Annotated in this window: 10 protein-coding genes; 9 read left to right on the top strand and 1 reads right to left on the bottom strand. The window is 71.6% G+C overall.

Annotated elements, in window-relative coordinates; translation table 11 throughout:
• The first annotated feature begins 131 nt into the window (after positions 1-131).
• From NX794_RS11390 to rpsD, 3 genes are all read left to right on the top strand, one after another.
• Positions 132-788: a vitamin K epoxide reductase family protein gene (locus NX794_RS11390; RefSeq protein ID WP_258778274.1), complete on the top strand. Its 657-nt coding sequence runs from the start codon at positions 132-134 to the stop codon at positions 786-788.
• Positions 789-856: 68 nt separating this feature from the next.
• Positions 857-2,212, top strand: a complete 1,356-nt coding sequence (locus NX794_RS11385) for a replication-associated recombination protein A (protein WP_258778273.1) — start codon at positions 857-859, stop codon at positions 2,210-2,212.
• A gap of 305 nt (positions 2,213-2,517) precedes the next feature.
• On the top strand, positions 2,518-3,132 hold the full coding sequence (gene rpsD / locus NX794_RS11380; RefSeq protein ID WP_018570215.1) for a 30S ribosomal protein S4: 615 nt from the start codon (positions 2,518-2,520) through the stop codon (positions 3,130-3,132).
• A gap of 93 nt (positions 3,133-3,225) precedes the next feature.
• Here rpsD and NX794_RS11375 read toward each other — a convergent pair whose 3' ends face one another.
• Positions 3,226-5,439, bottom strand: coding sequence for an ATP-binding protein (locus NX794_RS11375; protein ID WP_258778271.1), 2,214 nt, complete (start codon positions 5,437-5,439; stop codon positions 3,226-3,228).
• A 153-nt stretch (positions 5,440-5,592) separates the two neighbouring features.
• Between NX794_RS11375 and NX794_RS11370 the strand changes: the two genes are divergently transcribed.
• The 6 genes from NX794_RS11370 (at position 5,593) to NX794_RS11345 (ending at position 12,187) form a co-directional block, all read left to right on the top strand.
• Positions 5,593-6,027, top strand: coding sequence for a DUF948 domain-containing protein (locus NX794_RS11370; RefSeq protein ID WP_258778270.1), 435 nt, complete (start codon positions 5,593-5,595; stop codon positions 6,025-6,027).
• A 16-nt stretch (positions 6,028-6,043) separates the two neighbouring features.
• Entirely contained in the window at positions 6,044-6,406 is a 363-nt protein-coding gene (locus NX794_RS11365) for a hypothetical protein (protein WP_258778268.1), read from the top strand.
• Positions 6,406-9,078 carry an alanine--tRNA ligase gene (gene alaS, locus NX794_RS11360; RefSeq protein WP_258778266.1) on the top strand — a complete coding sequence of 891 codons (2,673 nt, stop codon included), beginning with the start codon at positions 6,406-6,408 and terminating at the stop codon, positions 9,076-9,078. The genes NX794_RS11365 and alaS overlap by 1 nt, the downstream gene beginning before the upstream one ends.
• A gap of 27 nt (positions 9,079-9,105) precedes the next feature.
• Positions 9,106-9,570 carry a Holliday junction resolvase RuvX gene (gene ruvX / locus NX794_RS11355; protein WP_258778264.1) on the top strand — a complete coding sequence of 155 codons (465 nt, stop codon included), beginning with the start codon at positions 9,106-9,108 and terminating at the stop codon, positions 9,568-9,570.
• A gap of 122 nt (positions 9,571-9,692) precedes the next feature.
• Positions 9,693-11,360 (top strand): endolytic transglycosylase MltG, encoded by a 1,668-nt coding sequence (gene mltG, locus NX794_RS11350; protein ID WP_258778263.1) that lies wholly within the window; start codon positions 9,693-9,695, stop codon positions 11,358-11,360.
• Entirely contained in the window at positions 11,360-12,187 is an 828-nt protein-coding gene (locus tag NX794_RS11345; RefSeq protein WP_258778261.1) for a shikimate dehydrogenase, read from the top strand. The genes mltG and NX794_RS11345 overlap by 1 nt, the downstream gene beginning before the upstream one ends.
• Positions 12,188-12,353 lie beyond the last annotated feature (166 nt).

The raw sequence follows: 12,353 nt of genomic DNA, 5'->3' as shown, positions 1-12,353 counted from the left end.
GCCGGAAGTGAGCCCACCGTGACCGTCGCGCGTATCTCCTTATGCTTATCGAACGGTGGACCCACCCGTGCGTGCGGCACAATGAGCCCTGCCCGAAGATGGTCCAACTCTCAAGTGACGGAATCGGCGTGATGAGCAAGACGACAGTGCACGACGTCTCCGCGGAGCCCGGTCCCGAGCGTTCCGCCGACGCCCCGCGCGCGGTGGGCGGCAGCCGCGCCCTCGCCCTGCTGCTGGTGATCACCGGTGCGGCCGGACTGCTCGCCGCCTGGGTCATCACGATCGACAAGTTCAAGCTGCTGGAGGCGAAGGCCGAGGGCAAGACCTTCACGCCCGGGTGCAGCCTCAACCCGGTCGTCTCCTGCGGCAGCGTGATGGAGAGCAAGCAGGCCGCCGCCTTCGGTTTCCCGAACCCGATGCTCGGCCTGGTCTGCTACGGCATCGTCATCTGCGTCGGCATGAGCCTGCTCGGCCGCGCCCGCTTCCCGCGCTGGTACTGGCTGACCTTCAACTTCGGCACCCTCTTCGGCGTCGGCTTCTGCACCTGGCTCCAGTTCCAGTCCCTGTACCGGATCAACGCGCTGTGCCTGTGGTGCTCGCTGGCCTGGGTCGCCACGATCGTCATGTTCTGGTACGTCACCTCGTTCAACGTCCGCAACGGCTTCCTGCCGGCCCCGCGCCCGCTGAAGACCTTCTTCGGCGAGTTCACCTGGGTGGTACCGGTCCTGCACGTCGGGATCATCGGCATGCTGATCCTGACCCGCTGGTGGGACTTCTGGACCAGCTGACGGCCGCCTGAGGGGCCCCGGCCGACGGCCCCGCCCCGGTTGTCAGTGCCGTGTCTTAGGGTTTCAGCGTGGAACCCGACCTCTTCACCGCCGCAGCCGAAGAACGCCAGGAGAAGGACCCGGCGGCCAGCCCCCTGGCCGTGCGCATGCGCCCGCGCGCGCTCGACGAGGTCGTCGGCCAGCAGCACCTCCTGGGACCCGGCTCCCCGCTGCGCCGCCTCGTGGGGGAGAGCGGCGGCGGCCCCGCCGGACCGTCCTCGGTGATCCTCTGGGGCCCGCCCGGCACCGGCAAGACCACCCTCGCCTACGTCGTCTCCAAGGCCACCGACAAGCGGTTCGTGGAGCTGTCCGCGATCACCGCGGGCGTCAAGGAGGTCCGCGCGGTCATCGACGGCGCCCGCCGCGCCACCGGCGGCTTCGGCAAGGAGACCGTCCTCTTCCTGGACGAGATCCACCGCTTCAGCAAGGCCCAGCAGGACTCCCTGCTGCCGGCCGTCGAGAACCGCTGGGTCACCCTGATCGCGGCCACCACCGAGAACCCCTACTTCTCGGTGATCTCCCCGCTGCTCTCCCGCTCCCTCCTGCTCACCCTCGAACCGCTCACCGACGACGACGTCCGCGGCCTGCTGCGCCGAGCACTGGCCGACGAACGCGGCCTGAAGGACGCCGTCGCCCTGCCCGAGGACACCGAGGACCACCTGCTGCGGATCGCCGGCGGCGACGCCCGCCGCGCCCTGACCGCCTTGGAGGCCGCCGCCGGGGCCGCCCTCGACCAGGGCGAGAGCGAGATCACCCTCGCCACCCTGGAGCAGACCGTCGACCGGGCGGCGGTGAAGTACGACCGCGACGGAGACCAGCACTACGACGTCGCCAGCGCCCTCATCAAGTCCATTCGCGGCTCCGACGTCGACGCCGCCCTGCACTACCTGGCCCGCATGATCGAGGCCGGCGAGGACCCCCGGTTCATCGCCCGCCGCCTGATGATCTCCGCCAGCGAGGACATCGGCCTGGCCGACCCCACCGCCCTGACCGTCGCGGTCGCCGCCGCCCAGGCCGTCGCGATGATCGGCTTCCCCGAGGCCGCGCTCACCCTCAGCCACGCCACCATCGCCCTCGCGCTCGCCCCCAAGTCCAACTCCGCGACCACCGCGATCGGCGGCGCCCTGGAGGACGTACGCAAGGGGCTGGCCGGGCCGGTGCCGGCCCATCTGCGCGACGGCCACTACAAGGGCGCCGCCAAGCTCGGCCACGCGCAGGGCTACGTGTACCCGCACGACCTGCCCGAGGGCATCGCCGAGCAGCAGTACGCGCCGGACGAGATCAAGGGCCGCGAGTACTACACCCCGACCCGGCACGGCGCCGAGGCCAGATACGCCGACGCCGTGGAATGGACCAGGAAACACCTCGGTCGCAAGCGGTCCTGACCACCCTGTAGACTCCTCCGCAGTGCTGAGTCCCGCGCTGTCAGAGCGGGACGGCCAGCCGGAGACCCGGTCCCTCGCGGATCGGCTCCAGGAGCGTCGCGCACCGTCGATCGGTGTCGCGGGCAGCCCACCACCACCCGGAGTCCCGGGAACGGCCGGTGGGCATCTCGCGTGCTGCACGTATGTGCCCAGACCAGGGAAGCGGCTGCCCGGCAGGTCCCTCGCGGACCCGGCGGGTTTTCCCGGCTGCGGATGCGACCTCCGTAACCCTGACGAGCCGAACACTACGAAACGAGATTGAGACAGTGGCGAACCAGTCCCGCCCCAAGGTCAAGAAGTCGCGTGCCCTCGGCATCGCGCTGACCCCGAAGGCCGTCAAGTACTTCGAGGCCCGCCCCTACCCGCCGGGCGAGCACGGCCGTGGCCGCAAGCAGAACTCGGACTACAAGGTCCGTCTGCTGGAGAAGCAGCGTCTGCGCGCGCAGTACGACGTGTCCGAGCGCCAGCTCGTCCGCGCCTACGAGCGTGCCTCCAAGGTCCAGGGCAAGACCGGTGAGGCCCTGATCATCGAGCTGGAGCGCCGTCTCGACGCGCTGGTCCTGCGTTCGGGCATCGCCCGCACGATCTACCAGGCCCGCCAGATGGTCGTCCACGGCCACATCCAGGTCAACGGCCAGAAGGTCGACAAGCCGTCCTTCCGGGTCCGTCCGGACGACGTCGTGCAGGTCCGCGACCGCTCCAAGGAGAAGACCCTCTTCACGATCGCTCGTGAGGGTGGCTTCGCCCCCGAGGGTGAGACCCCGCGCTACCTCCAGGTGAACCTCAAGGCCCTGGCGTTCCGCCTGGACCGCGAGCCGAACCGCAAGGAGATCCCGGTGATCTGCGACGAGCAGCTCGTCGTCGAGTACTACGCCCGCTGACCCCAGCCCCGGCGCAGCACCCCGACCCGCCGTCTCCCGCCCTCCAGGGCGGCGAGGCGGCGGGTCCGCGTTTTCCCCCGACAAGCCGCCGCTTCAGGGGACCCGTGGCTCCCGCCCCTCGTGGTCTGCCTCCGCGTGCCTGCCGGTGTCTCCCGGGCCCGCTCGGTCCGGGCCGGCTCCGGGTTCGACGGTGCTCTCTCCGGTCGGTGCGAGGCGTTGGGCCGGGAGCGCGTCCAGGGGGACTCGCGTCAGGGCGCGGGCCACCGCCGTCTCCGGATCCAGTGCGCGGCCGGCGCGTACGCACTCCTCGTAGCGGGTGTCGCCCAGGGCCTCGCGGGCGACGGACTCGCACCGCTCGTGCGGGGCGTTGTAGTGGGCCGAGCCGAACAGGGGCAGGCCCACCGAGGACCACAGCCGGTCCGCCGCGCCCTGGAGCAGGGCAGCCTCGGCGGGATCTCCCTCGGTCGCCGTCAGCAGGGCCAGCAGTTCGATCGCCAGGACCGTGCCCAGCAGGTCGTGGAAGGCGTGCGCGTGGCCCAGGCAGTCGCCGAGCAGCTCCCGGGCCCGCTCCGGCGTGCCGTCCAGCCAGGCCGCGTAGGCCAGCACGTACAGCGCGTACGACCGCGTCCAGCGCTCCCCGTGGTCCTCGCACACCCGGCAGACGTCCTCGCACAGCCGTACCGCGTCCGCCAGGTCCCCCTGGAAGGCCCGGCTCATCGCCAGCTCGACCTGGCCCATCAGCACGTTGCTGTTCAGCTCGCCGATCTCCCGGTAGCGCTCCAGCGCCGACCGCAGCAGCGTTTCTGCACCCGCCATGTCGTCCGTGACCAGCGCCAGACAGCCGGTGCGGTGCTCCGCGTACGCCACCGCCGTCGCGTCGCCCGAGCGCTCCGCCTGCTCCCGGCACTCCCGCAGCGTCCGCAGCGCGGCCACCGTGTCGCCCTGCAGGACCGCCACGTATCCGAGCACCCACAGCGTCTTCAGCCGGGCCCGCTCGTACGCCGAGTCCAGCGCCACCGCCCGCTCCAGCCAGCGCCGCCCCTCCCCGAGCCGCCCGCAGCCGACCCAGCAGAACCACAGCGAGCCCGCGAGATGCTGCCCGAGGTGCGCCTCCTCCGGCTCGGTGAGACAGCACTCCAGCGCGGCCCGCAGATTGGGCAGCTCCGCCTCGATCCGGGCGGCCACCTCCCGTTGTCGGGGCGAGAACCACTCCAGCTCGCACCAGGTGGCCAGGCCCAGGTACCAGTCGCGGTGTCGTCGGCGCAGCCGCACCGCGTCCCCGGCGGCCTCCAGCCAGCCGGCGCCGTAGGCCCGCACGGTGTCCAGCATCCGGTAGCGCGGGCCGGCCGGACTCTCCTCACGGGCCACGACCGACTGGGCGACCAGCTCCGACAGCACGTCCAGGACGTCCTCGGCGGGCAGTCCGTGCCCGCCGCACACGTACTCGGCGGCCTCCAGGTCGAAGGTGTGCGCGAACACCGAAAGCCGCGCCCACAGCAGCCGTTCGGCAGGCGTGCACAGCTCGTGGCTCCAGCCGATCGCGGTACGCAGCGCCCGGTGCCGTGGCGGCGGACCACCCGGCATCGGGGCGGCGGCCGTGTCCCGGCCGGTGGCCAGCAGCCGGAACCGGTCGTCCAGCCGTCGCAGCACCTGCGCGGGCGACAGCGTCCGCAGCCGCCCCGCCGCCAGCTCCAGGGCCAGCGGGATGCCGTCCAGGCGACGGCAGAGCTCCCGCACCTCGGGGCCGTCGGCGACCTCGACGCCCTGGGCCGCCGCCCGGTCGACGAACAGCTCCGCCGCCTCGTCCTCGCCGAGCGGCGCCAGCGGGAACAGCCGCTCGCCGGCCAGCCCCAGCGGCCGCCGCCCCACCGCCAGCACCCGCAGCTCGGGCAGCCTGCGCAGCAGCTCCGCCGTCAGTTCCGCACAGGCCGGCGCCAGGTGCTCGAACCCGTCCAGGACCAGCAGGACCCGGCGCCCCGCCAGCTGCTCCAGCAGCACCTCGCGCGGGGTGCGTGACGTGTGGTCGGTCAGTCCCAGCGCCTCGACCACCGCGTACTCGGTGAACTGCGGATCCCGTACCGGCGCCAGCTCCACCCGGGCCCGGCGCTCCCCGCGCGGCCGGTCCGCCGCCGCGCGAGCCGCGAGCCGCGACTTGCCGACCCCGCCGGCCCCGGTCACCGTCACCAGCCGGGACCGGTCCAGGGCCGCCGCCAGCTCGGCGAGTTCGGCCGCGCGCCCGACGAAGGCGGTCAGTTCGAGGGGCGGATCGGCGTCCGCCCAGGAGCCCGGGCTGTGAGGACCTCGCATGGGACACGGAGCGTACTGAAGTGTGTTCATTCCGTACAATCGCTTCCCGCAACTCCGTTCCGCCGACCCGGGAATCGGGTACGGAGCCCCGGCCCCGGCGCGATAGGCTCGGGGGAGACGTTTTCTATGCTCAGGCACGTTTCAGGGGAGCGGGTGCACACAGTGTCCGGTGGAGAGGTGGCCGGGATCCTGGTGGCCGTCTTCTGGGCGATCCTGGTGTCCTTCCTCGCCGTCGCACTGGCGAGGCTGGCCCAGACGCTCAAGGCGACCACCAAGCTCGTCGCGGACGTGACCGAGCAGGCGGTCCCGCTGCTCGCGGACGCCTCCTCGGCCGTGCGCTCCGCGCAGACCCAGATCGACCGCGTCGACGCGATCGCCACCGACGTCCAGGAGGTCACGTCGAACGCCTCCGCGCTGTCGAGCACCGTCGCCTCCACCTTCGGCGGTCCCCTGGTCAAGGTCGCCGCCTTCGGATACGGCGTGCGCCGGGCCCTCGCCGGCCGCGGCGAGGGCGCGCCCGCGAAGGCGCCCCGGCGTACCGTGATCGTGGGCCGCACGGTTCCCGCCGCACGACGCAAGCGGAAGTAAGGACGGAGACCGAGCGATGTTCCGCCGTACGTTCTGGTTCAGCACGGGCGTCGCCGCCGGTGTGTGGGCCACCACCAAGGTCAACCGCAAGCTCAGGCAGCTGACCCCGGAGAGCCTGGCCGCCGGCGCGGCGAACAAGGCCCTGGAGACCGGTCACCGCCTGAAGGACCGCGCGGTGGGCTTCGCGCACGACGTCCGCGACAACATGGCCCGGCGGGAGGCGGAGCTGGAGGAGGCCCTCGGCATCGAGGCCGGCCCCGAACTCCCCGCGCCCCGGCGGCTCGCCGCCATCGAGAACGCACCCGACGCGACGTACCCGTACAACGCGACCAACACGACGTACCCGCACAACTCGTACAACCGGAATGAGGATCACTGATGGAGTCGGCCGAGATTCGCCGCCGCTGGCTGAGCTTCTTCGAGGAGCGCGGGCACACCGTCGTCCCTTCGGCGTCGCTCATCGCGGACGACCCGACTCTGCTCCTCGTCCCCGCCGGCATGGTGCCCTTCAAGCCGTACTTCCTGGGTGAGGTCAAGCCCCCCTTCCCGCGCGCCACCAGCGTGCAGAAGTGCGTGCGCACGCCCGACATCGAAGAGGTCGGCAAGACCACGCGGCACGGCACCTTCTTCCAGATGTGCGGCAACTTCTCCTTCGGCGACTACTTCAAGGAAGGCGCCGTCAAGCTCGCCTGGGAGCTGCTCACCGCGCCCCAGGACAAGGGCGGTTACGGCCTCGACCCCGAGCGCCTGTGGATCACCGTCTACCAGGACGACGACGAGGCCGAGCGGATCTGGCACGAGGTCGTCGGCGTGCCCAAGGAGCGCATCCAGCGCCTGGGCATGAAGGACAACTTCTGGTCCATGGGCGTCCCCGGCCCCTGCGGCCCCTGCTCCGAGATCAACTACGACCGCGGCCCCGAGTTCGGCGTCGAGGGCGGCCCCGCCGTCAACGACGAGCGGTACGTGGAGATCTGGAACCTCGTCTTCATGCAGTTCGAGCGGGGCGAGGGCATCGGCAAGGACAACTTCGAGATCCTCGGCGACCTGCCCAGCAAGAACATCGACACGGGCCTCGGCCTGGAACGCCTCGCCATGATTCTGCAGGGCGTGCGGAACATGTACGAGATCGACACCTCCATGGCCGTCATCGAGAAGGCCACCGAGCTGACCGGCGTCCGCTACGGCGACGCCCACGCCTCGGACGTGTCCCTGCGCGTCGTCACCGACCACATGCGCACCGCCACCATGCTCATCGGCGACGGCGTCACCCCCGGCAACGAGGGCCGCGGCTACGTGCTGCGCCGCATCATGCGCCGCGCCATCCGCAACATGCGCCTGCTCGGCGCCACCGGCCCGGTCGTCCGGGACCTCATCGAGGTCGTGATCGGCATGATGGGCCAGCAGTACCCGGAGCTGATCACCGACCGCGAGCGCATCGAGAAGGTCGCCCTCGCCGAGGAGAACGCCTTCCTGAAGACGCTCAAGGCCGGCACCAACATCCTGGACACCGCCGTCACCGAGACCAAGCAGTCCGGCGGCACCGTCCTCGCCGGCGACAAGGCGTTCCTGCTCCACGACACCTGGGGCTTCCCGATCGACCTCACCCTGGAGATGGCCGCCGAGCAGGGGCTGTCCGTGGACGAGGACGGCTTCCGCCGCCTGATGAAGGAGCAGCGGGAGCGCGCCAAGGCCGACGCCCAGGCCAAGAAGACCGGCCACGCCGACCTCGGCGCCTACCGCGAGATCGCCGACGCCGCCGGCGCGACCGACTTCGCCGGCTACACCGACACCGAGACCGAGTCCACCGTCGTCGGCATCCTGGTCGACGGCGCCTCCTCGCCGGCCGCCTCCGAGGGCGACGAGGTCGAGATCGTCCTGGACCGCACCCCCTTCTACGCCGAGGGCGGCGGCCAGATCGGCGACACCGGCCGGATCAGGGTCGACACCGGTGCCGTCATCGAGGTCCGCGACACCCAGAAGCCGGTCCCCGGGGTCTACGTCCACAAGGGCGTCGTCCAGGTCGGCGAGGTCACCGTCGGCGCCAAGGCGCACGCCTCCATCGACGGCCGCCGCCGCACCGCCATCGCCCGCGCCCACTCGGCCACCCACCTGACCCACCAGGCGCTGCGCGACGCCCTCGGCCCGACGGCCGCCCAGGCCGGTTCCGAGAACCAGCCCGGCCGCTTCCGCTTCGACTTCGGCTCGCCGTCCGCCGTCCCGACGGCCGTCATGACCGACGTCGAGCAGAAGATCAACGAGGTGCTGGCCCGCGATCTCGACGTGCACGCCGAGGTCATGGGCATCGACGAGGCCAAGAAGCAGGGAGCCATCGCCGAGTTCGGCGAGAAGTACGGCGAGCGGGTCCGCGTGGTCACCATCGGCGACTTCTCCAAGGAACTGTGCGGTGGCACCCACGTGCACAACACCGCCCAGCTCGGCCTGGTGAAGCTGCTCGGCGAGTCCTCCATCGGCTCGGGTGTGCGCCGCATCGAGGCCCTCGTCGGAGTGGACGCCTACAACTTCCTCGCCCGGGAGCACACGGTCGTCGCCCAGCTCCAGGAGCTGGTCAAGGGCCGCGCGGAGGAACTGCCGGAGAAGGTCGCCGCCATGCTCGGCAAGCTGAAGGACGCCGAGAAGGAGATCGAGCGGTTCCGCGCCGAGAAGGTGCTCCAGGCCGCCGCCGGTCTCGCCGAGTCCGCCAAGGACGTGCGCGGGGTGGCCGTCGTCACCGGGCAGGTCCCGGACGGCACCACGCCGGACGACCTGCGCAAGCTGGTCCTCGACGTGCGCGGCCGGATCCAGGGCGGCCGAGCTGCGGTCGTGGCCCTCTTCACGGTCAACAACGGCAAGCCGCTGACGGTCATCGCCACCAACGACGCCGCCCGGGACCGCGGCCTCAAGGCCGGTGACCTGGTCCGGACCGCCGCCAAGACCCTCGGCGGCGGCGGTGGCGGCAAGCCGGACGTGGCCCAGGGCGGCGGCCAGAACCCGGCCGCCGTCGGTGAGGCCGTCGAGGCCGTCGAGCGTCTCGTCGCCGAGACCGCCAAGTAGAGGCGCGAGTAAGAGACGGTCGAGAAGATGCGCAGAGGACGTCGGCTCGCGATCGACGTCGGGGACGCCCGGATCGGGGTCGCCTCGTGCGACCCCGACGGGATCCTCGCCACCCCGGTGGAGACCGTCCCCGGCCGGGACATCCCCGCCGCCCACCGCCGGTTGCGTCACCTGGTGGCGGAGTACGAACCGATCGAGGTCGTCGTCGGCCTCCCGCGCTCCCTCAAGGGGGGTGAGGGCCCGGCCGCGGTCAAGGTCCGGGCCTTCGCCCAGGAACTGGCCAAGGGCGTCAAGCCGGTGCCGGTCCGGCTGGTCGACGAACGGATGACGACCGTGACGGCCACGCAGGGGCTGCGGGCCTCGGGGGTGCGGTCCAAGAAGGGCCGCGCGGTCATCGACCAGGCGGCGGCCGTCGTCATCCTCCAGCAGGCCCTGGAATCCGAACGGGTGTCAGGCAGACCACCCGGTGAGGGCGTCGAAGTGGTCATCTGATCGCGATACGGTAACGTTCCGCGCGATGCGGCGGTGTTCGAACAGTCGCCGCACAGCAAGAGGCGGAGCGGAAGCAGGCCCACCGGCCGGGCGACCGTCGGCCTCGCGGCTCTAGGGGATCGATGACTGAGTATGGCCGGGGCCCAGGCTCCGAACCGTGGCATCCGCAGGACCCGGTGTACGGGGACGGCGGATGGGAAGGGCAGCAGGCGCACCTCGCGCAACACGCTGCCTACGGCGGCCAGCCGCAGCAGAACCACCCGCAGCAGCCGCAGCCGCAGTACGGCGACTGGAACCACGGGCAGAAGCCCGGTTACGGCCAGCAGCAGCACCCGTACTACGAAGGTCAGGGCCACCCCCCGTACGACCAGCAGTACGCCGGACACCCCCAGCAGCAGTACCAGCAGGGCACCTGGGACGCGAACAGCGGCACCCACGGTCACGTCCCCTACGCGGCCGACCCCGGTGACCCCTACAACCAGCAGCCCGCGGCCTTCGGCGAGCAGCCGGACGACTACGGCACCGAGCACGCCTACCCGCCCCCGCAGCCGCCCGGCCGCAGACGCCCCGACCCGGAGCCGCGGCCGGAGCCCGGGGCCGAGGAGGAGGAGCACGCCTTCTTCGCGGGCGGCGGAACGGACGAGGACGAGGAGCACGAGCTCCGGACCCGGCGGGAGCGCCGCGGACGCAAGCCCGAGAAGAAGGGCAAGAAGCGCCGCACGGGCTGTGCCTGCATGGTCGTCGTCGTGGTCTTCGGCGGCGGCCTCGGCGGTGTCGGGTATTTCGGCTACAAGTTCTACCAAAATCGTTTCGGCGCGGCCGCGGACTACGCGGGCAGCGGCAACGGCCAGCAGGTCACCGTCGCCATCCCCAAGGGCGCGGGCGGCTGGGCCATCGGCCAGAAGCTCAAGGAGTCCGGCGTCGTCGAGAGCGCGGCGGCGTTCGTCTCCGCGCTCCAGGCCAACCCCCGGGGCAAGTCCCTCCAGGACGGCGTCTACACGCTGGAGAAGGAGATGTCCGCCGCGAGCGCGGTGGAGCTGATGCTCAGCCCCAAGAGCCGCAGCAACCTGATCATCGCCGAGGGTCTGCGCAACACGGCCGTCTACAGCCTCATCGACAAACGTCTCGAAGTCTCGGTGGGCACCACCGCGAAGATCGCGAAGAAGGACTACCAGCACCTCGGCCTGCCGGCCTGGGCGCTGAACCACGTCGGCCTCAAGGACCCGCTGGAAGGCTTCCTCTACCCCTCCAGCTACGCGGTCACCAAGGGCCAGAAGCCCGAGGCCGTCCTGAAGAACATGGTCTCGCAGGCCGCCGCCAAGTACCGCGAGATGGGCCTGGAGCCGAAGGCCAAGGCCCTCGGCCTGGAGAGCCCCTGGCAGGTGCTCACCGTGGCGAGCCTGGTGCAGGCGGAGGGCACCAGCCACGACGACTTCCGCAAGATGGCCGAGGTCGTCTACAACCGCCTCCAGCCCGACAACCCGCAGACCGCCGGACGCCTGGAGTTCGACTCCACGTACAACTACGTGAAGAACCAGAGCAAGATCGACCTGAGCATCGCCGAACTGCGCCGCTACAACAACCCGTACAACACGTACTACTCCAAGGGCCTGCCGCCGGGACCGATCGGCAACCCCGGCGAGGAGGCGCTGCGGGGCGCGCTCGATCCGACGCACGACGGCTGGTACTACTTCATCTCGATGGACGGCAAGACCAGCAAGTTCACCAAGACGCTCGAAGACCACGAGAAGCTCGTCAACGAGTGGAACGCCTCCAGGAACAAGAACTGATGACCGTGACCCGCCGGGCGGCCGTGCTCGGTTCGCCCATCACCCACTCCCTCTCCCCGGTGCTGCACCGCGCCGCGTACGACGAACTCGGGCTCACGGACTGGTCGTACGACCGCTTCGAGGTGGACGAGGCCGCGCTGCCCGGCTTCCTCGACGGGCTGGGACCGGAGTGGGCGGGGCTGTCGCTGACCATGCCGCTGAAGCGGGCGGTCATCCCGCTGCTGGACGAGATCAGCGACACGGCCGCCGCCGTGGACGCCGTCAACACGGTCGTCCTCACCGAGGACGGCCGCCGCCTCGGCGACAACACCGACATCCCGGGCATGGTGGCCGCGCTGCGCGAACACGGCGTCGAGGAGGTCGGCTCCGCCGCCGTCCTGGGCGCCGGCGCCACCGCGTCCTCCGCGCTCGCCGCCCTGTCCCGGATCTGCACCGGCGAGGTCGTCGCCTACGTGCGCAGCGAGACCCGCGCCGCCGAGATGCGCGCCTGGGGCGAGCGCCTCGACCTGGACGTGCGCACCGCCGACTGGTCGGACGCCGCCGAGGCCCTGCGCGCCCCCTTGGTCATCGCCACCACCCCGGCCGGCACCGCCGACGCGCTCGCCGCCGCCGTACCCGAACGCCCCGCCACCCTCTTCGACGTCCTGTACGACCCCTGGCCCACCGAGCTGGCCGCCCGCTGGTCCATGTTCGGCGGCGCCGTGGTCGGCGGCCTGGACCTGCTGGTCCACCAGGCCGTCCTCCAGGTCGAGCGGATCACCGGGCGCTCCCCGGCCCCGCTGGAGGCCATGCGGCACGCCGGCGAGAAGGCGCTCGCCGCCCGCTGAACCGCCCCCGGGGCGTCCGTCTGCTGGACCGGCGGCCGGACACCGGCCCCGGACGTGGGAGGATCGGAGGTGGCGTGCCGGGATCGCGCACTCGGTCGCGCCGTCGCCGTACGCACGCGGACGCCTGCGGCGGGCAGTACCGGGCGCGAACACTGAGGAGCACCGT

Source organism: Streptomyces pyxinicus (assembly GCF_024753135.1).
GTDB classification, from domain to species: Bacteria; Actinomycetota; Actinomycetes; order Streptomycetales; family Streptomycetaceae; genus Streptomyces; species Streptomyces pyxinicus.
The sequence above is the reverse complement of the archived record's forward strand: the minus strand, read 5'-3'. Positions and strand labels throughout refer to the sequence as shown.